Origin of the sequence: Paucisalibacillus globulus DSM 18846 (assembly GCF_000482485.1) — a bacterium.
In the GTDB taxonomy this organism is placed as follows: Bacteria; Bacillota; Bacilli; order Bacillales; family Amphibacillaceae; genus Ornithinibacillus; species Ornithinibacillus globulus.
The window spans coordinates 99,799-123,181 of sequence record NZ_KI519441.1; the positions used below are offsets into that span (position 1 = coordinate 99,799).

Genomic DNA, 23,383 nt, shown 5'->3' on the forward strand with positions numbered 1-23,383 from the left:
AAGCAAAATTCCCAGGATGTATCCTAGAAATTTTGCTTTTTCTATTTGATTAATACAGCCATTTGCATAGTAAAAAGTTGTTTCTTAAATTGCTTAAATAGCTCAAAGTAGAATAACATCACTTAACAAAAGTAAATAATTGTATAAATGTATTGAAATTTATTAGAATCAATTTTATAATTAATATTAACAAATATGTAACTAATCAGAAATTTCATAAAGAGGGTGAACGCTTTGGCAATTATATCTTTAATAAATCTATCAAAAAGCTACAGAAAGCAAGCTGTATTGAATAATATTAATCTTACAATAGACTCGCCAGGAATTTATGCACTTGTTGGTCCTAATGGCGTGGGGAAGACCACTTTATTAAATGTAGTTACTAATATTCAACCTGCGTCATCAGGAAGTGTTGAAATTTTGGGGAAATCAAATAAAGATCAAACTGTTTTTAAAGAGGTTTCTTACTTACAGGACAATACGGTTTTATTTGATTACCTAACCGGTTATGATCATCTGAAATATGTTTGTGATGTAAATAAAATTAATAAAAAACGTGTACGAGAAGTTGCATCGTATGTAGGTATGAGTAATTACCTAGACAAAAAAGTTGGAAATTACTCTCTAGGTATGAAGCAACATTTATTACTTGCTATGTCCATTGCAAATAGGCCAAAGCTTTTATTAATGGATGAACCTTTAAATGGATTAGATCCGACCAGTTCTATTCTTATGAGGAAGATTCTGTTGGAATTAGTGGAAAACAATACGACAATCATTCTTTCTTCCCACAATCTAGCTGAAATTGACCGTGTGACAAAACAGGTATTGTTTTTAAAGGATGGAAAACTGATTGATGTAGATATGGGGGAACATGAGACTACATCTTATTACTTTGAAATTTTAGAAGCAAAAATAGCAATTTCCATTTTAAATGAGAAAGGTTTTTTAATACAAGAAGTCAAAAATGGAATCAAGGCAGATATACCAAATAGGAAGCTAGATTCCCTCATCAGTGAATTGAAACAGCATTCTATTGAAATAAATGACATACATAAAGAAGTGTCTGGATCCGAGAAATTATATGAAGAGTTTTTTAATTTGTGAGGTCAATGCTGATGAAACTATTCCTTTTTGAATTCAAAAAAATAACCCGTTCAAGAACAGTTTTGTTATTTCTACTCTTATCTATTCTAATGGTGTGCGGGCTATTTTTCAAAAATACTATTCTTCAAGATAGAATTGCTATTCAAAAAATAGAAAGATTCTCAGAGTATTCCTATGAAGTATCAAATGGAATTCAGGGAGATGACTTTTTATTGAAAGGTGGAGCAGATGCAGAGGTAGAAGCCAGATTGGAAGTGGGTCATTTACTGTCAGACCAGTTAAAATATCTGATTATGACAATACAAAACAACCAGTGGAAGGAAGAATTAAAAGCCGAGATAGATGTATATAATACTGCAATGACATACAAGGAAATGGAAGGTTCTTTTCGAGCAAATGTATCGGATATGAAGGAGACTATTAAGCTAAACGAAAAACTATTGGAAGTTGGTTTACCAAAAGAAGATTTAGAACTGTCTGTACAGCCAACTATATTTTTAAAAAAGGTAGTTTTTTTATTTCATAATACGTTTGGATTTCTAGTTATTGTTTTGGTACTTGGTACACTAATAACCAGAGAATTTGAAGAAAACAATATACGTATGGTTTATGTACTTCCAGTTTCTAGCACGAAGTATATTCTAGTAAAGTTTTTTAGTTTATTAATTATAGGAATTATCTGGTTAATAATCGTTTTGTTATTATCATATCTATTACCATTTTTATTTGGTCATACCGCGGGAGACATTTTCAATTATCCTTTATTTACTTCAGAAGGTAATTTCATCACTTCAGGAGATTATATCAAACAAGCAATTTCCTATGGTTTGCTATTTATGACATTTACAGTTGCGCTGTTAGTTGTGCTAGGATTTTTAATTAGGAATACGATTCTTACTTATTTGATAGTTACCTTCCTATTTATTGGAACTTTTTTTGCTTTAGAAAATGGATTAACAGCAATTTTTAATCCTTTTACATACCAAAATATTGATTACATCGTTTTAAATGAGACTGGATATTACCCTATGGGAATACTAGTACTCTTTGTAACTACTGTTTTGCTGCTCATATTAACAATGACTTTTATGCGAAAAAGGGGTGGCCCAAGTTGAGAACATTTTGGTTTGAGTCTAAAAAGATAGCAAAAAAAAGAACTACATGGCTGGCATTCCTTTTAACCATTATGACCGTCATTACTATTTATCTGCTAAATTTTTCAGTTGCTAAAGACATATACGAAGGGAATATAACTAAATTAAAAAATGATGTAATCACAACCGAAGGCTATATAAATAGTTTTGCAAAGGAATTAGATATTGCGGAAGAAGCAGATGATTCAGATACAGTCAAAGAACTAGGACTAATAATTGAGGGCTATGAGAAAAATAAGGCACTAAAACAAGAGAGAATTAAGGCATTCGAGGAACAAGACTGGGAGACAATTCTAAAAGGAGAAATTAGTGATTTAAATTTTCTTTTTGAGGCTGGTGCAGGGGCTACAACTCCACCGATGAGTATTGAAGAACAGGATACTTCTTGGTTTACGTTCCGGGCAACCCTTGAAGAAAAAAAACATCTACTTGATTATAAAGTGGTTCCTATTGTACAAAACACAACTGATGTTGGCTTCCTCCCGACCTATTACGATAATTTTACAGGTAAGTCTCTAGAGCAATGGAAACAGATGACTAAACGCTATGGAGTAACTGGTTATTCTTTCTTGTACCAGTTGATCCAGTTATTGTATATACCGATTATTGTTCTTTTGGGGTGTTTAATTTTCGGAAATGGTATTTCTTCTGAATCAGGGAAAAAGAAACATGGATTACATTTTTTTGCAGTTCTGCCTTCCCGGAAAGGAAATGTATTCATAGCAAAATATGCAAGTGGATTAATGTATACTTTGGTATTCTCATTAATTATGTTAATGGTTCCTGTTTTTTGCAGTGTGTTTACTGTTGGAATAGGTAGTTTGGATTATCCCGTTCTGGTGTATGATGGTCCAGAACCAAATCCTTTTGGCGATGAATACACAACATTAGATCCGATGAAGGACACTTTTCATTTTATTATGCTTAAAGAATATATTGGATATGTCCTACTGTTCAATGTAGTATTGGTCTTTTTCTTGTATTCCTTATATTTTTTTATATCACTATCTGTCAGAAATCCTGGTGTAACGATTAGTATATTGGTTGCTTTAATATTTGTGGGGATGAGTATATATCAGAATGAGTATAATCCTTTTACTTATATAGATATTGACCAGATAATCACTAGAGAAAAAGCAGTGATTGACTTAGATTCAGCAATTACTTACAAAACTGGATTAATATTACTTATATCAGTTGGCTTTTTTGCCACAGTAATAGGTTATATTCGGTTTAAATATAGCTATTGGAAAGCATAATAAACTTCTTGCTTTATATAAAGTATGAAATCATGTGCTAAATTAGGGGATATAATTGAAGGGAGAGGAACAATTATTATAGTTATAAGCGTCAATAAAAGTAAAAAACTTATTAATAAAGTTTTCGTAGCACTTTTTATCACAATGGTAGCATTTACGGGTATCACATCAACTGTATCTGCCGCAGAAAGTTCTAGTACAGGAAATGAAAGTGTCTCAATGTTGGCATCATCATATCCTACAGAGGTTTATGTTACTGAATCAAGGTCCTTTAGTAAAAATCATGCACTTCCACCATCAACAATCTATGAAAGACGAACTATCAACGGATTTGAGTATGCAGGAACGCTTAATAGATTTAGTTATTATGATGCAGATGTGCGTTGGTTAGCAACCTATAAAGGCTGGATAAGAGCATTATAAAATAAAAATTATCTATATCCCCTAATTTACTTATAAATTTTTCAATAAATGTTGCAGAGCTTTAATATTATAAAAAGCAGAACTACAAGCTAAAATCTTGTGGTTCTGTTTTTTATATGTGGTTACGGACTGCTCTTTCATATTTATCTTGGCAAGAATGGATCCATATTTAAGAATGAGTCTATCATTTTGTATTAGTTTTATAGGAGATAGATAGAAGCTGGCAAAGTAACACATTAACGTCTAATTTAATTCAATTTCTTGATCCAGATTTCCTTACATCTTGATAAACAATCTAAAAAATATGCAACTAAAAAAACTATGTTATAGTGATAGGATAGATGTTTTTTAAAGAAAGGAATTACAAATATGAGTAAAACACTAGTACTAGCAGAAAAACCATCCGTAGGTCGTGACATTGCAAGGGTGCTAAATTGCAATAAAAAAGGCAATGGCTGTTTGGAAGGTTCTACCTATATTGTAACCTGGGCTCTTGGTCATTTAGTGACATTGGCAGATCCAGAAGCCTATGATGATAAATACAAAACCTGGAATTTGGAAGATTTACCCATGCTACCTTCTAACCTAAAGTTAGTGGTGATGAAGAAAACCGGGAAGCAGTTTAGTGCTGTAAAAACATTGATGAATCGTAAAGACGTAGGTGAAATTGTCATTGCGACAGATGCTGGCCGTGAAGGTGAACTTGTTGCCAGATGGATCATTGAAAAAGCACGTGTACAAAAGCCGGTTAAACGACTTTGGATTTCATCTGTTACGGATAAAGCGATTCGAGATGGATTTAAACAACTAAAGCCAGGCAAAAACTATGAAAATTTATATGCGTCAGCAGTTGCGCGTTCTGAAGCGGATTGGTATGTCGGGCTGAACGCGACAAGAGCTTTGACTACTAAATTTAATGCGCAGTTATCGAGTGGGCGTGTACAAACACCTACCCTGGGAATGGTAGCTGCTAGAGAGCAGGAAATAAAAGAGTTTAAGCCACAGACATATTACGGAATGAAAGCTAAATCTAAAAATGGTGTAACCTTTACATGGCTAGATAGTAAGAATAATACCCGCATGTTCTCAAAAGAAAAAGCAGAGGCTTTACTTGGTGGGCTTAAAAGTCAGCCTTTAAAAGTGGATAAGATTGATACAGCAGCTAAAAAGAAGTTTGCACCTCAGTTATATGATTTAACAGAACTGCAACGAGATGCAAACCGTATGTTTGGTTTTTCAGGTAAGCAAACATTATCGATTATGCAAAAGCTATATGAACGACACAAGGTTCTAACCTACCCAAGAACAGATTCACGTGTAATTTCAACCGATATTGTTCCGACCTTAATAGACCGATTAAAAGCTTGTGGCGTGGACCAATATGCTCGTTTTGCGCAAACCATTCTGAGACAAGGAATTGGTAAACTTCCAAAATCGGTAGTGGATAACGCTAAAGTGAGCGATCACCATGCGATTATTCCGACGGAGGAGTCCGTTGTATTAGAGGACTTAGATGATAAAGAAAGAAGAATTTATGATTTAGTCGTAAAGCGTTTCTTATCCGTTTTAATGGACCCTTATGAATATGAACAAACAACTATACATGCAGTGATTGGAGCAGAAACGTTTACTGCTAAAGGAAAAGTTGTGAAGAAACAAGGATGGAAGGCTGTTTATGACCGTCACTTTGATGAGGAAGAAACTGATGACCAGCGTTTACCTGTCATTAAACAAGGCGAAAGTTTTTCATCTATTACTATTTCCTTAACAACTGGAGAAACGAAACCACCAGAACGTTTAACGGAAGGTGCACTACTGCAAGCGATGGAAAATCCAGCGCGCTACATGAACCCAGATGAAAAGCATTTGGCCGGTACCCTACAAAAAACGGGTGGAATTGGTACAGTTGCAACCCGTGCAGACATTATCGATAAGCTTTTCAATGGTGGATATATGGAGCTTAAGGGAAAACATATTTTCATTACATCAAAAGGAAAGCAATTGTTAGACCTTGCACCAGAGGATTTACGTTCCCCAGCATTAACAGCCGAATGGGAACAGAAGCTAAGCCTTATTGCAGAAGGAAAGTTAAATAAAAATAAGTTTATCGCTGAAATTAAGGATTATACAAAAGATATCATCCAAGAAATAAAAAGTAAGGAAAGCACATTTAAGCATGATAACATAACAGGAACGAAATGTCCGGATTGTGGAAAGTTGATGCTTGAGGTGAATAATAAGCATGGTCGTATGCTTGTCTGTCAGGATCGTTCTTGTGGGCATAAGAAAAACATTGCCAAAAAGACAAATGCCCGTTGTCCAAATTGTCACAAGCGGTTAGAGCTGCGAGGTGAGGGTGAAGGGCAAATCTTTACGTGCACTTGTGGACACCGTGAAAAGCTTTCCACTTTTAATAAGCGAAAAGAACAAGAGAAAAAGGGGAAAGTTTCGAAAAAAGATGTGAATAAGTATTTGAAGAAGCAGGATGATGGATTTACTAATAATCCTTTTGCTGACGCACTTGCTAAATTGAAGGATAAGAAATAATGATGGACTGTCTAAGATGATTATATCTCTTAGGCAGTTTTTTTTATTTTGTAGGGATAATGAAACTAAATGCAGAATAAGGATAGTAGACTTTAGTTTAACTGGAAAGGGGAAGGAAAATGATTCAGATTAAAGAAATAACTGCAGAAATGGCATATCCTCTTAGACACTCTATCTTGCGTCCAAATCAACCTTTTGAGGCTAGCGTATATGATACGGATTACCAGGATGGGACCTTTCATATAGGTGCTTTTTACCATGAAAAATTAATTACTATTGCATCATTTTATAAGGAAATTAATCCTGTATTACCTTCAAATAAGCAATACCGTTTAAGGGCCATGGCTACGGTAAAAGAATATCGCAAACTAGGAGCAGGTAGGCAGGTTGTAAGCTACGCGGAAAGTATCATAAAGGGAAAAGGAATTGAATTATTATGGTGTAATGGGAGAACTACTGTACAAGAATATTATGAAAAACTTGGTTTTAAAACACATGGCGAAGTATTTGATTATCCACCAATTGGAGCGCATGTTGTAATGGTTAAGTATTTAGTAGGAGGACTATAGTAGTGCTAACATTCTAAAATTAGTTAATTTTTGTAAAACTAGTAATGTTGTATTATATTTATAGTAGAATTGGATTAGAAATTATATGTATCCATTGGGGGTGATGTAATGGCGAATGAACGTATCTTAATTGTCGATGATGATCATGACATGCTAGAAGTTTTAGGATTATATTTGAGAAAAGAAGGCTACAGTGTTTATTCTACTCCTGATGCGTTTAAAGCAATTCAAATTGTTGAAGATGTACGTCCAGAATTAATTATTTTAGATGTTATGATGCCTAAACTCGATGGTCTAGAATTGTGCCAATTTATTCGAAAGAAGAGTGATGTCCCTATTCTGTTCCTAAGCTCTAGGGATAAGGATTTAGATAAAATAATAGGGCTTGGTATTGGAGGTGATGATTACTTATCGAAAACAACAAGCCCTTCCGTTATTGTTGCTAAGGTTAAAGCACATTTAAGGCGGAATCGATTTGTTCTAAGTAGAACAGTGAATCATAATGATAATTCACTTAAGGACGAATCCATATTGAGCTTTCCTGGAATGATGATTAACCTAACTAGTGCTGTTGTAAAAATAAATGATTCAGAAATTAAATTAGCTGCGAAAGAATATCAATTATTGACTATCATGGCGAGTAATCCAGGAAGAGTATATAGTGCTCAGCAATTATTTGATTTAGTCTGGGGTGAGGATAGTCTTGGTGATTATCGCACTGTAATGGTACACATCAGCAATTTACGCAAAAAAATTGAAAACATTCCAGATTCCCCTGAATATATCATTACTATACGTGGAATAGGCTATAGATTTCGAGATTTTACCGAGTAGTATTTGTTTCTAAGAATTCACGTATTTCATCTAGATTAATTCCTACACGTTTAGCTTCTAAAATTAACTCTATCCATTCTTCGTCAAGCTCAGATTGTATAAGCACTTGTACCTGAATACCCTGTTTCTTAGTCATCTCTATTTACCCCCTCGTATTCCCACAAGACTAAGAATACAATAGTAAGTTTAAGATTTATTAAAAGGTAGTTAAAGTTTATCCTAAATAATACGTAAAAGGTGATGAAATGGAAAATCTACCTGGATATCATATATTGGAGAAAATAATAAATGGAGAAACTTGGGAACTTTATAAGGCTTACTCACTGGAAGAAAACCGTGTAGTAGCGATAAAGTCAATGAAAGTCAACGAAGATAATCCATATGAAGCAGCTGAAGTAATCCATGACTTTCATATAGCTAAAGAAATTAATTCGACAGGGATTCTTTCTCCTATTAAGCTAGAAAAATATCAAAGCAGGGCTTTTGTCGCTACGAATCTATTTCAGGGAATAACATTAAAGCAATGGTTAAAAAGTGAGAAAGTGGCTAACCTGACTACATTTCTGAAAATAGCCAACCAACTATGTAACATACTATCCATGATTCATGGGAAGCGTATTATCCATAAATCATTACACCCTGATCACATTTTGTATCATCCTAAATCAGGTGAGATGAAATTAACAGGATTTTATCAAGCAACCAAACTCCCAATAGAAAATGAGCTTCCAACGATTAGCCCCTATCGATTAAAGAGGCAATTAACCTACATGTCACCTGAACAAACTGGAAAAATGAATCGCTCTTTGGACTATCGCACAGATATCTATTCTCTGGGAGTGATTTTCTATGAATTGTTATTAGGAACACCGCCATTTCAAACGGAAGATCCAACTGAAATGATTCACGCTCATTTGGCCAAAATGCCGATTGCTCCAAAAGAAGCGGATGAAACAATTCCTGAAGTAATTTCAAACATCCTAATGAAGCTGCTAGAGAAGACTCCCGAAATGCGCTATCAAAATGTTCATGGTCTAAAACATGATTTAGAAAGATGTGTTCATGATGTACAAGTAAACGGGAAAGTAGATACATTTGAACTTGCGAAAAATGATACAAAAAGCTTACTTGAGAAGCCAACAAAGCTTTACGGCAGAAAAGAATCGATTGAAGAATTACTTGGAGGATTTAAGCGAGTACAAGGTGGAAAAAAAGAGTTATTGTTAATTCCCGGTGTATCCGGCATTGGAAAGACAGTTCTAGTTAACGAAATACATAAGCCACTTATCCAGGAAAAAGGGTATTTTATTTCAGGGAAATTTGTTCAACTTAAGAGACAAATTCCCTATGAACCACTTGTTTATGCTTTTGAAGAATTAATTAGACAGATTTTAACGGAGGGAACAGAGAGAATCCAACAATGGCGAACGAAGCTATTATCAGAACTAGATACATATGCAGCCGTCATAGCAAAGTTTATTCCAGAAATACAGTGGATTATTGGAGAACAAGGGGATATTCCCGATTTACCACCAGAGGGAGTTCACAATCGTTTTCGCCAATCCGTGAGAAGATTTGTTGGGGTCTTTAGTAAAAAGGAACACCCACTTGTCTTGTTTCTTGATGATTTACAATGGGCAGATGCCGCAACGTTGGATCTTATTGAATATTTATTGCGAAACACAGATTTACAACATCTATTGATTATCGGTGCGTACCGTGAAAATGAAATTCATGCTGGACATCCATTAGAATTGATGCAGAGAAATGTGAAAGGTGATGGTGTTTCTTTAAAAGAAATACCACTGACACCATTGAATTCTTTGCATCTCAAGCAATGGGTTTATGAGACACTTATGATTACAGGTAAAGATGCCGAATACCTTGTTGAAATGGTGTATCGAATAACGAAAGGAATACCGTTTTATATTGTGCAGGTGTTTCAAACATTATATGATGAAGCCATTTTAAGTTTTGACACTACTAGTGGAGAATGGAAAGTTAATATGACGTCACTTAAAACTATTCCAGTTCAAGACACTATCCTAGACTTTATTTTAAAACGGATTGATAAATTGCCTGATCAAACGAAGCAACTGCTTCAACTTGCCTCCTGTTTCGGTAACCAATTCAATTTAAAGTCTTTAGCAACCATTGCTGAAACAAGTTTATTACATACTGCTGAAATGCTATGGGATGGACTAAAGGAAGGACTCATTCTTCCGTTGGATCAAAGCTATAAATGGATCTATCCGGATATGAATTTAAGTGTTCTGGATGTGCAGCCACCAAGGTATTTGTTTTTGCATGACAAGGTAATGCAGGCATTTTATATGACATTAACTGATGAGGCACGTGAAATGAATCATTTGCAAATCGGTCAGCAACTACAAAAGTATTATGGTGAAGAACAATTAGAGGAGAATGTTTTTGATTTTGTTAACCATTTAAATCGAGCTAGGACTAGATTAAATGAACAGGAAAAACTTGACCTCTCCAGATGGAACTGGATTGCGGGTGAACGGGCAAAGAAAAGCGCCGCAATGGAAGCAGAACTTGAATTTTTTACGGTAGCAGAGGAGTTACTTCCACCGACCACTTGGAGCAACCATTATGAATTGACTATTCGGATCATGATGGGGCTGGGAGAGGCCCAATATTTAAACCGTTTATTTGATGAATCCGAGGAGACATTCGACCTTATTTTGAAACATGCAAGATCTTCTCAGGATAAACTAGCCGTTTTTCAAATTAAAATTACATTATATACACATATTCACGAAGTAAAGAAAGCTGTTCAAACTGGATTAGATGGTATAGGATTATTCGGATTTAATGTGAATCCTGAACCAAGTAAACTAATGATAGCTAAGGAATATATATTAACGAAAATGGCAATAGGAAAAAAGAAACCTAAAGATTTATTATTACTTCCATCTATTTCCGATTCCAACAGGCGTCAGATGATGAAGGTTATGATCAATACGAATGGATCTGCTTACCATGTCAATCAAAATCTCGCAACGATTTTAATGCTTCGTGCACTACGTATCATGTTAAAGTATGGAGATATGGATATTTCAGCACTGGTTTATAATAATTATGCTCTTACATTAGGTGCAGGGTTTGAGGATTATAATGGTAGTTACCAGTTTGGAAGACTAGCAATCGACCATGCGGAAAAGTACGGAGAAGATAGTCTAAGAGCACGTGTGTATTTTGTTTTTGGAACCTTTATTAACCACTGGAAGCATCATCTTCGTATTAATTTAGATTTTTTGGAACGGTCACAGCAATTGTCGATTGAATCTGGCAATCTACATTTAGCAGGTGCAGGTAGTGCTTTTATTGGAATTATAATGTTCATGAAAGGAGACCCTCTTATGGACGTTTCTGCTGGAATTGATCGACAATTAAAATTTGCAAAAGACAATGAGTACAGTATATCCGACGATGTATTATCAGAAATTATGGAGTGGATAAAACTTCTGTCTACTGAAGATGCAGTCTTTAACTGGGATTTTCCGGACTTTACTGATGATGTTTCAGCAGCAATCGTACATTACACCATTAGGCTACAAATGACCTATTTATTTCAAAATGAAGATGCAGCAAGGTCTATTATAAATACAATGGGTCCTGTGGTGGAGAAATCTATGGAGCTTATTGTTGTTCCGGATTTTTACGTTTATCATGTGTTATGGCTTATTCAAATGATGCGTGAGGATAAGCTATTGTCTGTTAAGGATAGGAAAAAGCTTAAAAAATTGATGAAAAAGTTGAAACAATGGTCAGAGCTTTCTCCTGAAAATTATTTACATAAGTACATTCTAGTTAAAGCAGAATACGAAAGAGGTAGGGAAAATCACATAGAAGCAATTCAGCTCTATAATCGGGCAATTGTATTAGCGGAAAAACATGACTATTTACAGGATGCTGCACTTGTTAATCGATGTATTGGGGAATATTATTTGTCCCAAAGATTACCAAAGTCAGCACAAGCCTATTTAACCGATGCGTATACACTCTATCTGAAGTGGGGAGCAAAAAAACTAGCAAATGATCTTTTGCAAACCTATCCAGATATCATTCATGTAAATAGAGCATCCTTTATAGCAGCAAGTTCGGAGGAAAAAGGTCTCGATTTGCATGCTGTCTTTGACACGGCAGGAGTTATTTCGAGGGAAATTATTCTTAATCAACTATTGAAAAAGCTCATGCAGATAGTGTTAACGAATTCTGGTGCAGAGCATGCCTATTTATTACTTAATAAGGAAAATAAACTAGAGGTAGTAGCGGTCAATTATGCAAATGGTTTCTTAAAGGTTTATGAACATCCAGAGTCTGTTACAAAGTTAACGAACCTATCTGTAGCGATTGTAGACTATGTGGTGAATAGTAAAGAAGTAGTCGTACTAGCAGATGCATTAAATGAAGGGCATTTTAGAAGGGATGCCTATATAAGAGAGAATGGTATAAAATCAGTACTATGTATGCCAATCCTCAATCAAGGTACATTAATTGGGATTATGTATTTTGAGAATAACCAATCAACTTATGCATTTTCAGAGGAAAAGATTGATGTTTTATCTTTTATTGCCTCACAAGCAGCTGTTTCAATTGAAAAAGCATATTTATACGCTAATTTAGAAGGAAAGGTTAAAGAACGTACTAACATGCTCCATGTTACCAATCAAAGTTTGCTAGCAGCAAATGACTCACTAGAGCGCTCAGAGGAGAAAAGACGGCAAATGCTAGCCAATATTTCTCATGATCTTCGTTCTCCTATAGCTGTTGTGAAAGGATATGTTGAAGCGATTTTAGATGGGCTTGTAGAATCCCCCAAACAAGAAAAGGAGTATTTGCAGATTATTAAAGCACGTCTTGCTTCATTAAATGGATTGATAGAAGACCTTTTTATCCTTGCAAAGCTTGAATCACAAGACGTTAATTTTGAAATGGAAGTCATTCCGATAGATAAATTGTTTCTCCATTTAGCTAATCCTTTCAAATTAGAACTTAAACAAGCAGGTCTTTTATTCCATGTGGATCTACCAACTCGAAATGGATCGTATCCATTAATTGAAGTGGATGTAAAACGGATGGAACAGGTCATTGGAAATCTTATTTCGAATGCAATTAAACATACAGATAAAGGATGTATTCGTTTCGCTTTAGTTCTAGAGTCATCTAAGAAGGCATTGTTTATTTTAGAAGATCAAGGAGAAGGAATACGAGCGAATGAACTTCAATTTATCTTTGAAAGAGCTTATTCTTATAATAAAAATCATAAGAAAAAAGGCAATGGATTAGGACTTGCAATTAGTAGGGAAATTGTACAAGCCCATAAAGGTATGATCTGGGCAGAAAGCGAAGAAGGTACAGGTACAATATTCTATATATCTCTTCCGATTTTTGATATTCATGGTGAATGATAAAAGTTCAAGCAGTGTTGAAACTTTGCAGTGACTTACAAATTGACTCTGACAAGCAGCCTATGCTCCCGATAGTAGAAAACATGTGCCCTGTCATACAAATCATGCTCCCGATAGTAGAAAACATGGGACCAATCATTCAGACGATGCGCCCGATTCAGGAAAACATAGACCTTGTTACTGCGCAGTTTATACAAATTCAATGATTAGCAACAATCTATTAGAAACCAGTCTTCACCGTTAGAAACTGTTTACTTGAACTTAAAGTAGTTGTATCATTAATATGTAGATATACCTTGAATTACTTATTAGGGAGGGTAAATATAGATGGCTTTTGTTATTTTAGATCCATGTCAGCAAGAAAAAGCGGCAGAATGTGTTAGTGTCTGCCCTGTTGATTGTATAGAGGAAGGTCCAGATCAATTCTACATAGATCCAGATATTTGTATTGACTGCGGAGCTTGTAAAGCAGCTTGCCCTGTTGATGCAATTGAGGAAGAATATGATTTGTCACCAGAACAAGAGATTTTCTTAGAAAAAGCAGAAGAATTCTTTGCGAATCGTTAATGATATAATGAAAAATCCCGTTAGTAGATTTACTAACGGGGTTTTTTATGTATATTGTTTTGTGGTTTTCCCTTGACTTGTTGTGGGATTAATCTAGAGAAAAGAAACTGAAGTTCCCTTAAGAGGATTAATAAAACTTTCTAATGCTATTCTTCTACGGCTACTGCTAGTTTACTAGCAATCCAACGCTTTGCTGTCGCCTTATCTACTTCATACACCTTTCCTGCACGGAAAAGTTCCCCATGGTAGGCAGTTTGAACATTCATTTTTACTTTAATCATTGTTAAAAACCCCTTCCTTATTCTATTATAACGAACTATAGCGTGTTTTTCTAATCTTTTAGATAATAGTTTCTTTTACAAAAATACGGATCGATAGATTTCACCAATAATACCTTTCAATTGATGAATACCCAATTCAGCATTAGTCAAAATGACGGCACCTTTTTCTAAATAAGGAAATGCTACTAGCATACATTGAAATCCAACTCCCCAGCCTAGTGATGAAATTTCAATTTCTTTCTCTGAACCATCTAAAAAGACGCCTAGGCCAGACCATGATTTATCAAATTGTGGGGATATCATTTCTATAGCTTTTTTAGTAGAAATTCCAAGCTTAGTCATTCCTTTCATCGCATGAATCATTTCAAGTACTACCTGAGCAAGGTCTTTACTGGTCGTCCATAGACCAGAAGCAGCCGGATATGGATATATTGGATAATTGTCTGAAACTAATTCCCCACTTTTGTTATGCCCACATGAAAAATCAATCATTTTTATATCGGATAATTTTTCGATGAATGTACTGTTATCCATTTTTAAAGGTTTAAAAAGTTGTTCATTCATAACTTGACTATAGTTTTTTTCCGTAACATCTTCAATTAGTTGTTGGATAACACAATAACCTGCATCTGAATAGTGAAACTCACTTTCGGGTTCATACGTTACTTCAATAGGCTCCTTACAATAAGGTGTTTTACCATTTAAGAGGTCATTCATTGTAGGAAATTTACTAGTTTGAATGAGTTCTGAAAAGCTACCTTCTGGATCAATAATTCCAGATTGGTGGGAGAGCAAATTCCGTAATGTAACAGGTTTAGCGAATAATTGGTTAGGTACTTTCCAAGAATATAGTTTGTTGTTCACATCCTCATCTAAATGAAGCGTGCCTTGTTCAGTTAGTTTCATGACTAGCATACTTGTTAGAAACTTACTGATCGAGCAGGCGCTGAAACTAAAGTTTTCATTTACTTTTCTGGTAGAGCCGGCTTCGAGATAACCGTAACTCCTCGTTGAATGGACTTCCCCATCTTCAATCAAGGTAATGCCCAGGCCGGTAACATGATAGTGCTTCATGCGTTCTACCATGTCTATATTCATTAATTCCATGACAATTCCTCCTTGTAAATAGTAATCTAATTTAATAATAATACGAATATATGTTCTTGTATATACCATATAGAATATTGTGTCATTTTATCAATAGAATCATAGTAATGGCTTTTTATCCGAATACTTCCCTACTACTTATGTAGGTAATCCATTCAGAGAAACAAAAATCCCCGACATAATACGGAATTCTCAGGCACGTTTCCAATTAGTAATCTAATAATAAGCGTAACAGCGAGTTTACTATTTTGATAGGAGGAATAAAAATGGAAGAGGTAAAAAAGTTATTTAGTGAAATTGATACAGCGTTAAAAGAGGATCCGGGTAGTGCAAAAGGTATTGAGGCAGTTTACCAATTTAAATTTCATAAGGATGAATCACATACATTCCAGCTTATACTTAACGGAGATAACAGCTTTGCAGCAGAAGGTAAACATGAAAATCCGGATTGTACGCTTGTTATGGTTAAGGAAGATTTCTTAGCCATGGCTAATGGAGAACTGAATGGAACGAAGGCATTTATGAGTGGTCGATTGAAGATAAAGGGAAATATGGGGCTTGCTTTAAAGCTTCAAGATATCCTTGCTTCTTATAATAAATCAAGAAACTAAGGGGGAGATGGCAATTTCCCCCTTTTTAAGGAGTGAATAGGTTTGATCTCATTTCAAGCAACAGATGAAGAATTAGCTTTTGTAGAAGTTGCAAAGGATTTTGCGAAGGATAGGATTCGTGTATTAGCAAGAACATCTGAGAACCATTTAAAAGTAAAAGAGGATTTGAGTGAAGAAGCAATGGAATTAAGCTTTCTTTCACTTGAACTTCCGGAAGCATGGGATGGACTTGAATTACCATTAATTAGTCAAGTACAGATTCTAAAGGCATTAAGCTATGGAGATTTAGGAATTGTCCAAGGATTTCCTAGTGCAGGCGATGCAGCCTCTTTATTTCGATGTTTATCAGAACATACCGAACTCCAAACTATTAAAGCTACTTATTTAGCTAATACAGATCATCCTTCCGCATTAGTGGATTTAACAGATACAGAGAAACCTTTTGGCAATACTATAACAGTTCGAAATAATAATGGTGACTATATATTGAATGGAACCACGGAACCAGTTAGGCTCGCTCAATTTGCAGAAACGATTGTAGTATTCGCAAGGGATAATGAAGATGTTGCTGTTGTACTACTTCTTAATGACCAGGAATGGTTAGTAGAGGATGGTGACTATCGTATAGGTCTTCTAGCTTCTGGACTAGGTAAACTAAAATTTAATCATGTGTCTACTGGTAAAATTCTTGCAAAAGGTAAGGAAGCAGAAAGGCTAATAGAAAAGGTGCAGACCCGTAATTACATCCTTCAGGCAGCTAAACAGAATGGGCTGATGGAAGCAGCACTAGATTATGCAACCCAATATACAGCAGAACGAAAGGCCTTTGGACAGGAAATTGCAAAGTTCCAAGGGGTATCGTTTAAAATTGCCAAAATGGCAATGGAAACACGAATCGTGAATCATCTTATCTGGAATGCAGCAATAAAGGTAGATGAAGGATCCTTTGAAGCGTTCAGTTTAGCCTTGCGAGCTCTCCATCGGGCACATAAAGGGGTTCGATTTGTAACTGATGCAGCGGTACAACTTCTTGGTGGGCACGGTTTTATTCAAGAGTTCCCAGTGGAAAAGTGGATGCGTGACGCACAAGCACAGGTAGCACTTTATGGTAGTGAACGTGAATTTCTAGCCAGGCGTGGTGCAGCATTATTGGAAGAACAAGGGCAGGTGAGTGTAGAATGATTTCTTTTGAATTATCCGAGCAACAAAAACAAATTAAGGAAATGACCCATTGGTTTGCAGAAAATGAAATTCGTCCTATAGCTCTAGAGGCAGATAAACTTGGAAAAGTTCCTGATGAATGGCTACAACAAGTTAATCGTATGGGAATACAGTTAAATACATCTTCCTTTAGTGGTGGAAAAGGGTCTTCAACAGGGAAAAAGAAGCGCGAGAGGGAAGGAAACCGCATGGGGGTTTTAGCGACAGAGGAAATGGCTTGGGGAGATCCTGCTATAACATTATCACTTCCAGGAGCCGGGCTGGGTGGCCCACCGATTGAAAGTAGTGGAACACCAGAACAGAAAGAGCGATTTCTATCGATTTTCACTACCGATAAGCCACGATGGGGTGCCTATGCCTTAACCGAACCAGAAGCAGGTTCTGATGCATCAGGCGTACGCACTACTGCTAGAAAAGTTGATGGTGGCTATATCTTAAATGGACAAAAAATATTCATTACGAATGGTGGCCGTGCTTCCTGGGTAGTTGTATTTGCAACGGTTGACTCAAAGCTTGGCCGCGCTGGGCAACGTGCATTTGTTGTGGAAAAAGGAACACCAGGATTCAGTTGTACAAAGCTTGTGAAGAAAATGGGATTAAGAGCGAATGAAACAGCAGAGTTATTGCTGGAGGATTGTTTTGTACCAACGGAATATTTACTAGGTGGTGAGGAATTTTATGATTCTAGTGACTCCAAGCCATCTGGATTTCAGGTTGCAATGAAAACCTTTGATTCTACTAGGCCAATAGTTGCTTCGATGGCGATTGGTATAGCTAGGGCTGCATATGAATATACACTGGATATGGTGAAAAAGGAGTATCCAAAGCAGGGGAAGTATTTTTATTTAGCATCTGAGATATTAGCAGAAGCAGAGGAGGACATTCAGGCTGCTAGACTTCTTACTTGGGAGGCTGCGTGGATGGCGGACATGGGAATAGCAAACGCAAAGGAAGCGGCTATGTGTAAGGCATATGCAGGGCAAATGGCGCTGGATGTATGTGCCAAGTCTCTTGAACTATTAGGCCCAACAGGGTTAGATGGACATTTAGTAGAGAAGCTTTTTCGTGATGTAAAGGTATTTGATATTTTTGAAGGAACAAATGAAATTCAGCATCTAGTTATCGCTCGTAGACAATATGCCCCGTTTGGTGTTCGGGTATAGGGGAAAAGGAGGATGACGTTGTCTTATCAACTGGTTGAAATAGAACGAAGGCATAAAGGCGTCACATGGATTCAAATCAACAACCCACCAGCAAATGCTATTAGTAGAGAATTGATGGAAGAATTAGAGCGAGCAGTAAAAGAATTAACGTTTGATTCATCAACTCGTGTTGTGGTTATTGCTTCTAAAAACCCAAAGATTTTCTTAGCTGGTGCGGATTTAAAAGGGATGATCTTGGGGAGTAGTGATATAGCTGATAGTGATAATTTTATTGAACATGAGAGTGCTAGAATGCAAGCTTGTTTTCAGAAGTTTGCCGATATGCCAAAACCTGTTATTGCAGCAATCAATGGATATGCACTTGGGGGAGGATGTGAATTGGCATTAGCATGTGACTTTCGTTTAATGGGGAATGGGAAAATTGGTTTGACGGAAGTTTCGCTTGGGCTTATTCCAGGTGCAGGTGGTACGCAAAGAATGACAGAAATAGTTGGTAGAGCTAAGGCGACAGAACTTATTTTTCTAGCTAGAAAGTTAGAAGCTACGGAAGCGGAAGAGATTGGTCTCATTCATCGTGCTGTAGACCCAAATTACTTTGAAGAAGAAGTAACTGCTTTTGCCGGGGAGTTGGCTGTTGGGGCAGTACATGCAATGGGGTTAGCAAAGAAAGCTATTAATGCTACAGGAAAAGGTCTGAAAGAAGGATTAAAGGTGGAAGCTAAAGCTTTTGCTGAAACCTTTTCATCTGATGAACCAAGTATTGGTTTGGCAGCATTCTTTCAAAAGCAAAAAGCGAATTTCTTAGATGGGTAATTGATTAGGGAGGGGTTATATGTCATGGAATGAATTGTTAAAGGGGAAAGTTGCAGTTGTGACAGGTGCTTCCAGAGGGCTAGGACGTGCAGATGCACTAGCATTAGCAGAGGCTGGAGCAGATGTGGTGATTACAGATATTTTAATTGAATCGGATAAATCCAATGAAAAGGAAGCAGAAAAGTATGGTCCAATGGCACAAATTATGCAAAGTACCAATGTCATGTATGCGGATAAAACTGCGTTAGAAATTCAAGCGATGGGACGTAGGGCATTTGCGATTAAAATGGATGTGACCGACCGTGACCAAGTGAAAAAGGTATTTGCCAAAGTGAAGGAGGAATTCGGTTACATTGATATTTTAGTGAATAACGCTGGAACACTGGATCATATTTCCCAAATTGAAGACCAAAATGATGATTACTGGGAACGAGATTTGAATGTGAATTTAACAGGCGCATACAACTGTACGAAGGCAGTCTGGCCATATATGAAGGAACAAAAGTATGGAAAAATCATTAATATGGCTTCTGTTGCGGGTACCCTTGGTGGCTTTGGGCAGGCAAGTTATTCGACTACAAAAGCAGGACTACTCGGCTTTACAAAGAGTATGGCATTAGAAGGTGCTCGTTTTGGTATTAATGTAAATGCGATAGTCCCAGGGATTATTGGGACTGAAGCTTTTAATATCGGAAATCCGAAGATGAATGAGCGAATGATTAATCGCACTGCACTGAAACGACCGGGAGATCCTGAGGATATAGCAAATGCGATTACATTTTTAGTTTCAGACAAGGCGAAGTATATCACTGGTGTTGGGCTGAATGTTTCTGGTGGAATGGAACTATTTACGTTTTAACAAGGGGTGTTTACTATGCGTGAGGTAGTTATTGTAGACGCGATTAGAACCGCGGTTGGCAAGAAAAAAGGAGCATTATCGAAGGTTCATCCTGTTGATTTATTAGTACCTGTTTTAAATGGACTTGTGGAACGAAATAAGTTAGACCCTACACAGGTTGAGGATGTTGCTTGTGGGTGTGTAACGATGACAGAAGAACAGGGTGGAAATATTGGAAGGATGGCTGTTCTTGCTGCAGGGTTTCCGGTTGAAGTTCCAGCTTATTCGATGAATCGAATGTGTGGATCTAGCCAACAAGCAATACATAATGTCTGCCAAACCATATTAGCTGGTGATGCAGATATTGCAATTGCTTGTGGTGTTGAAAATATGAGCCAAGTACCGATGGGGAGTGATTTAGGGACATTTAGTAATAAACTAATTGATCAATATCAGATTATTCCCCAAGGGTTTTCAGCAGAGATGATTGCAACCCAGTGGGGGCTTTCAAGGGAGGAATTGGATAAATTCTCATTAAAGAGCCACCAAAAGGCATTACGAGCTAGAGAACAGGGAGAATTTGAACGGGAAATTATACCTGTTCACCTTGAAAATGGGGAAGTCTTTTCAAGCGATGAAGGAATTAGAATAAACACATCAATGGAAAAACTTGCGGGGTTAATCCCGTCTTTCAATCCAGATGGTGGTGTTGTTACGGCAGGGAACTCTAGTCAAATCAGTGATGGTGCTGCGGGAGTATTACTGATGTCCAGAGAGAAAGCGGCTAAGCTAGGACTTAAACCCCGTGCGAAAATTTTAGCGAGAACTGTTGTTGGTGTTGATCCTGTCATGATGCTTACTGGCGTCATTCCCGCAACGAAAAAGGTTCTTGAAAAAGTTGGTTTAACGTTAGATGAAATAGATACTATTGAAATAAATGAGGCCTTTGCATCTGTTGTAAAAGCTTGGGAGAAGGAACTACAACCGGATATGTCGAAGGTGAATGTTAGAGGTGGAGCAATTGCATTAGGACATCCATTAGGTGCTAGCGGGGCAAGAATTATGACTAGCTTGCTTCATACATTGGAAGATACGAACGGAAAATATGGACTTCAGGTTATGTGTATTGGGTTTGGGATGGCAACAGCGACAATTATAGAACGATTATCTTAAGGAGGGTATGAAATGGAATTTGTAAAGCCAAAAACAGATGATGTGTTTCTGATGATTGACGCGGCATTACATTACGATCCTGCTGCGACAAAAGGGAAGGAGGGCATATATCAATTTAACTTATTAGGTGATGATGGTGGAGTTTTCCAAATGATAATTGAACCCGAAGAAGCACGAGCGATAAAAGGGGAAGAGAAGGATCCAAGCGTTGTACTGACATTGGCGGCAGATGATTTTAAATCCTTAGTGGCGGGTTCATTAAATCCTACGGCAGCATTTATGAGTGGTAAATTGAAGATAAAAGGAAATATGGGGCTTGCCTTAAAATTGCAAACAGTTCTTAATTCATTTTCTTTCTAATATAAGTTTCTTAAGGGGAATCGTGGGAGCTTACGAAACAAGGAGGTTTTTAGATGAAACCAAGTAATCTAGTAGAAATGCTTTACTGGACAGCCACGAATTATGCCGAAAAAGATGCTTACATGTGGAAAGTAAATGGTATATATCAGCATATGACCTACGGTGTGTTCTGGGAAAAAATTCACTATGCTGCTTCAGCTTTCAAAGCACTTGGGATTGGGCCAGGTGAAAAAGTAGCGATTCTTTCTAACAGTAATCCGATGTGGGGAATAACTGATTTTGCATTAGCTAGTATTGGAGCGGTAAGTGTTCCTGTTTATCCGACCCTACCACCTGACCAGGTTGCCTTTGTCTTAGAAAATTCAGATGCTCGAGCAATTGTAGTTGAAAATGAAGAACAGAGGCAAAAGGTTATAGCTAGTAATATGAAGCTCGATTATACCATTACCATCTATCCGGAAGGTGAGTTTTCTATGGATGGAGAATTATCCTATGAAAACTTCGAACAAATTGGTAGGGAAAGTTTGCTTACCAATTGGGAGGATATGTGGCGCGGGATTAATAGAGAACAATTAGTAACGATTATTTATACATCCGGCACAACAGGAAATCCAAAAGGTACGATGCTAACACATGGGAATTTTTTATCTAATGTCGAGGCAGTTAAGTTTTGGTTTATTGAGCTTTTACCAGAGGATCTTGCATTATCCTATTTGCCTTTGTCCCATGTTTTTGAACGTATGGCAGGACATTATACCTTGCTTTCTATTGGTACAACGATTGCCTACGCAGAGAGTATAGAAACGATTCAGGAGAATTTAGTTGAAATACGACCTACGATTATGACTAGTGTGCCACGATTATTTGAAAAGGTTTATACAAAAGTGATGGATGAGATAAACAGTGGTTCTCCGGTTAAGAAGAAGATTTTTAATTGGGCAGTGGAAGTAGGCAAAGAACGTTACGATCGATATGTAAATGCTTCTGTTCAGGATTTAGTTCTTGGAGACGCAATGCCAAAAAGCTTTGAGAGGAAATGGAAGCTAGCAGATCGACTTGTTTATCAGAAAGTAAAAGAAAAGCTTGGAGGACGATTACGGGGTCTTGTTTCCGGTGGAGGTACATTAAACTCAGATATTGCTCGTTTTTTCTGGGCATTAGATATGCCTATTTTAGAAGGTTATGGTTTAACAGAAACAGCCCCCGTAATTACGCTGAATCCAATGACTCGTTCCAAGGTTGGTACAGTTGGAAAAGTCCTTCCAAATGTTGAAGTAAAGCTAGCCAGTGATGGTGAAGTTCTTGTAAAAGGCCCGAGTGTCATGAAAGGTTATTACAAGAATGATGAAGCGACATTAGCGACTTTTCAAGGGGAATGGTTTAAAACTGGTGATATCGGAAAATGGGTAGATGATGGGTATTTGAAGATTATTGACCGTAAAAAGCGTATTCTGGTTTTATCAACTGGGAAGAATGTTGCTCCACAACCAATTGAAAGCGCAATCAACGAAAGTTCATTTATAGAGCAATCGCTAGTTGTTGGTGATAATCGTAAATTTATTATGTGCCTAGTTAATCCAGATTATGAAAATTTACTCCCATGGGCAAAGGAAAAAGGTGTCCGCTCTGAAACCTTAGAGGAAATCTGCGAGTACAAAGTTATCAGAGATTTATTAGAACAGGAAGTAGGGGACAGAACAGCGAAGTTTGCTAATTTCGAGCAACCAAAGAAAATTGTCATTATTAGTGAGCCGTGGACAATCGATAGTGGGGAATTAACACCTAAACTATCGTTAAGGATCAATGTGATTCAGGAGAAGTATAAGGATTTGATAGAAAGGACTTATTTGGATGCAGAAGCTAATAATAGTGAAATAGTTGTAAGTAGTTAGGGAAAGTCTAGTAGTCTTGCACCCAATAT

Annotated in this window: 21 protein-coding genes; 18 read left to right on the top strand and 3 right to left on the bottom strand. The window is 36.8% G+C overall.

What is annotated here, in order from left to right:
- Positions 1 to 225 precede the first annotated feature (225 nt).
- From K332_RS0121360 to K332_RS0121390, 7 genes are all read left to right on the top strand, one after another.
- Positions 226 to 1,107 carry an ABC transporter ATP-binding protein gene (locus K332_RS0121360; protein WP_245604787.1) on the top strand — a complete coding sequence of 294 codons (882 nt, stop codon included), beginning with the start codon at positions 226 to 228 and terminating at the stop codon, positions 1,105 to 1,107.
- Between the two features lie 11 nt (positions 1,108 to 1,118).
- Positions 1,119 to 2,222, top strand: coding sequence for an ABC transporter permease (locus K332_RS0121365; protein ID WP_026909308.1), 1,104 nt, complete (start codon positions 1,119 to 1,121; stop codon positions 2,220 to 2,222).
- A complete protein-coding gene (locus tag K332_RS23120; protein ID WP_051359579.1) occupies positions 2,219 to 3,520 on the top strand; it encodes an ABC-2 family transporter permease in 1,302 nt (433 codons plus the stop codon). Before K332_RS0121365 ends, K332_RS23120 begins: the two co-directional genes overlap by 4 nt.
- Positions 3,521 to 3,664: 144 nt before the next feature.
- A complete protein-coding gene (locus tag K332_RS0121375) occupies positions 3,665 to 3,943 on the top strand; it encodes a hypothetical protein (RefSeq protein ID WP_156914260.1) in 279 nt (92 codons plus the stop codon).
- Between the two features lie 369 nt (positions 3,944 to 4,312).
- Positions 4,313 to 6,490: a DNA topoisomerase III gene (locus tag K332_RS0121380; RefSeq protein WP_026909310.1), complete on the top strand. Its 2,178-nt coding sequence runs from the start codon at positions 4,313 to 4,315 to the stop codon at positions 6,488 to 6,490.
- A gap of 119 nt (positions 6,491 to 6,609) precedes the next feature.
- Positions 6,610 to 7,059 carry a GNAT family N-acetyltransferase gene (locus K332_RS0121385; RefSeq protein WP_026909311.1) on the top strand — a complete coding sequence of 150 codons (450 nt, stop codon included), beginning with the start codon at positions 6,610 to 6,612 and terminating at the stop codon, positions 7,057 to 7,059.
- Between the two features lie 108 nt (positions 7,060 to 7,167).
- Positions 7,168 to 7,893, top strand: coding sequence for a response regulator transcription factor (locus K332_RS0121390; protein ID WP_026909312.1), 726 nt, complete (start codon positions 7,168 to 7,170; stop codon positions 7,891 to 7,893).
- Here K332_RS0121390 and K332_RS23825 read toward each other — a convergent pair.
- A complete protein-coding gene (locus tag K332_RS23825; RefSeq protein WP_084288231.1) occupies positions 7,883 to 8,029 on the bottom strand; it encodes an anti-repressor SinI family protein in 147 nt (48 codons plus the stop codon). The two genes, K332_RS0121390 and K332_RS23825, sit on opposite strands and share 11 nt — an antisense overlap.
- Before the next feature lie 109 nt (positions 8,030 to 8,138).
- Between K332_RS23825 and K332_RS0121400 the strand changes: the two genes are divergently transcribed.
- The 3 genes from K332_RS0121400 (at position 8,139) to K332_RS0121410 (ending at position 13,895) form a co-directional block, all read left to right on the top strand.
- Positions 8,139 to 13,328: an AAA family ATPase gene (locus tag K332_RS0121400; protein ID WP_026909313.1), complete on the top strand. Its 5,190-nt coding sequence runs from the start codon at positions 8,139 to 8,141 to the stop codon at positions 13,326 to 13,328.
- Positions 13,325 to 13,534, top strand: a complete 210-nt coding sequence (locus K332_RS0121405) for a hypothetical protein (RefSeq protein ID WP_026909314.1) — start codon at positions 13,325 to 13,327, stop codon at positions 13,532 to 13,534. Before K332_RS0121400 ends, K332_RS0121405 begins: the two co-directional genes overlap by 4 nt.
- Positions 13,535 to 13,655: 121 nt before the next feature.
- Entirely contained in the window at positions 13,656 to 13,895 is a 240-nt protein-coding gene (locus K332_RS0121410) for a ferredoxin family protein (RefSeq protein ID WP_026909315.1), read from the top strand.
- Positions 13,896 to 14,041: 146 nt separating this feature from the next.
- Here the strand turns inward: K332_RS0121410 and K332_RS24760 are convergent, their stop codons facing one another.
- Together K332_RS24760 and K332_RS0121420 are read right to left on the bottom strand one after the other, a co-directional pair.
- The gene (locus K332_RS24760) at positions 14,042 to 14,176 is read right to left on the bottom strand and encodes a hypothetical protein (RefSeq protein ID WP_281170940.1); all 135 of its coding nucleotides are present in this window, start codon (positions 14,174 to 14,176) and stop codon (positions 14,042 to 14,044) included.
- Positions 14,177 to 14,251: 75 nt separating this feature from the next.
- Positions 14,252 to 15,283, bottom strand: coding sequence for a serine hydrolase domain-containing protein (locus K332_RS0121420; RefSeq protein WP_026909316.1), 1,032 nt, complete (start codon positions 15,281 to 15,283; stop codon positions 14,252 to 14,254).
- Positions 15,284 to 15,549: 266 nt separating this feature from the next.
- Here K332_RS0121420 and K332_RS0121425 point away from each other — a divergent pair, with 266 nt between their 5' ends.
- Genes K332_RS0121425 through K332_RS0121460 form a run of 8 tightly spaced genes read left to right on the top strand, consistent with a single transcriptional unit; the run spans position 15,550 to position 23,354 of the window.
- Entirely contained in the window at positions 15,550 to 15,894 is a 345-nt protein-coding gene (locus tag K332_RS0121425) for an SCP2 sterol-binding domain-containing protein (protein ID WP_026909317.1), read from the top strand.
- Positions 15,895 to 15,936: 42 nt separating this feature from the next.
- Positions 15,937 to 17,076 carry an acyl-CoA dehydrogenase family protein gene (locus K332_RS0121430; protein WP_026909318.1) on the top strand — a complete coding sequence of 380 codons (1,140 nt, stop codon included), beginning with the start codon at positions 15,937 to 15,939 and terminating at the stop codon, positions 17,074 to 17,076.
- Positions 17,073 to 18,278, top strand: a complete 1,206-nt coding sequence (locus tag K332_RS0121435) for an acyl-CoA dehydrogenase family protein (RefSeq protein WP_026909319.1) — start codon at positions 17,073 to 17,075, stop codon at positions 18,276 to 18,278. Before K332_RS0121430 ends, K332_RS0121435 begins: the two co-directional genes overlap by 4 nt.
- 18 nt (positions 18,279 to 18,296) lie before the next feature.
- Positions 18,297 to 19,091 (top strand): enoyl-CoA hydratase/isomerase family protein, encoded by a 795-nt coding sequence (locus tag K332_RS0121440; RefSeq protein ID WP_026909320.1) that lies wholly within the window; start codon positions 18,297 to 18,299, stop codon positions 19,089 to 19,091.
- Positions 19,092 to 19,110: 19 nt separating this feature from the next.
- Positions 19,111 to 19,950, top strand: coding sequence for an SDR family NAD(P)-dependent oxidoreductase (locus K332_RS0121445; RefSeq protein ID WP_026909321.1), 840 nt, complete (start codon positions 19,111 to 19,113; stop codon positions 19,948 to 19,950).
- Positions 19,951 to 19,965: 15 nt separating this feature from the next.
- The gene (locus K332_RS0121450) at positions 19,966 to 21,102 is read left to right on the top strand and encodes a thiolase family protein (RefSeq protein ID WP_026909322.1); all 1,137 of its coding nucleotides are present in this window, start codon (positions 19,966 to 19,968) and stop codon (positions 21,100 to 21,102) included.
- Between the two features lie 12 nt (positions 21,103 to 21,114).
- Complete coding sequence (locus K332_RS0121455) at positions 21,115 to 21,462, top strand: SCP2 sterol-binding domain-containing protein (protein WP_026909323.1); 348 nt, start codon at positions 21,115 to 21,117, stop codon at positions 21,460 to 21,462.
- A 53-nt stretch (positions 21,463 to 21,515) separates the two neighbouring features.
- Entirely contained in the window at positions 21,516 to 23,354 is a 1,839-nt protein-coding gene (locus K332_RS0121460) for an AMP-dependent synthetase/ligase (protein ID WP_026909324.1), read from the top strand.
- Positions 23,355 to 23,383 lie beyond the last annotated feature (29 nt).

Excerpts from the sequence above, each read along its gene's own strand:
- K332_RS0121435 (WP_026909319.1), top strand. The coding sequence starts at position 17,073 with ATGATTTCTTTTGAATTATCCGAGCAACAAAAACAAATTAAGGAAATG.
- K332_RS0121400 (WP_026909313.1), top strand. The coding sequence starts at position 8,139 with ATGGAAAATCTACCTGGATATCATATATTGGAGAAAATAATAAATGGA.
- K332_RS0121405 (WP_026909314.1), top strand. The coding sequence starts at position 13,325 with ATGATAAAAGTTCAAGCAGTGTTGAAACTTTGCAGTGACTTACAAATT.
- K332_RS0121460 (WP_026909324.1), top strand. The coding sequence starts at position 21,516 with ATGAAACCAAGTAATCTAGTAGAAATGCTTTACTGGACAGCCACGAAT.
- K332_RS0121420 (WP_026909316.1), bottom strand. The coding sequence starts at position 15,283 with ATGGAATTAATGAATATAGACATGGTAGAACGCATGAAGCACTATCAT.
- K332_RS0121425 (WP_026909317.1), top strand. The coding sequence starts at position 15,550 with ATGGAAGAGGTAAAAAAGTTATTTAGTGAAATTGATACAGCGTTAAAA.
- K332_RS23825 (WP_084288231.1), bottom strand. The coding sequence starts at position 8,029 with ATGACTAAGAAACAGGGTATTCAGGTACAAGTGCTTATACAATCTGAG.
- K332_RS0121410 (WP_026909315.1), top strand. The coding sequence starts at position 13,656 with ATGGCTTTTGTTATTTTAGATCCATGTCAGCAAGAAAAAGCGGCAGAA.
- K332_RS0121365 (WP_026909308.1), top strand. The coding sequence starts at position 1,119 with ATGAAACTATTCCTTTTTGAATTCAAAAAAATAACCCGTTCAAGAACA.
- K332_RS0121390 (WP_026909312.1), top strand. The coding sequence starts at position 7,168 with ATGGCGAATGAACGTATCTTAATTGTCGATGATGATCATGACATGCTA.
- K332_RS24760 (WP_281170940.1), bottom strand. The coding sequence starts at position 14,176 with ATGATTAAAGTAAAAATGAATGTTCAAACTGCCTACCATGGGGAACTT.
- K332_RS0121385 (WP_026909311.1), top strand. The coding sequence starts at position 6,610 with ATGATTCAGATTAAAGAAATAACTGCAGAAATGGCATATCCTCTTAGA.
- K332_RS0121450 (WP_026909322.1), top strand. The coding sequence starts at position 19,966 with ATGCGTGAGGTAGTTATTGTAGACGCGATTAGAACCGCGGTTGGCAAG.
- K332_RS0121380 (WP_026909310.1), top strand. The coding sequence starts at position 4,313 with ATGAGTAAAACACTAGTACTAGCAGAAAAACCATCCGTAGGTCGTGAC.
- K332_RS0121455 (WP_026909323.1), top strand. The coding sequence starts at position 21,115 with ATGGAATTTGTAAAGCCAAAAACAGATGATGTGTTTCTGATGATTGAC.
- K332_RS0121375 (WP_156914260.1), top strand. The coding sequence starts at position 3,665 with ATGGTAGCATTTACGGGTATCACATCAACTGTATCTGCCGCAGAAAGT.
- K332_RS0121445 (WP_026909321.1), top strand. The coding sequence starts at position 19,111 with ATGTCATGGAATGAATTGTTAAAGGGGAAAGTTGCAGTTGTGACAGGT.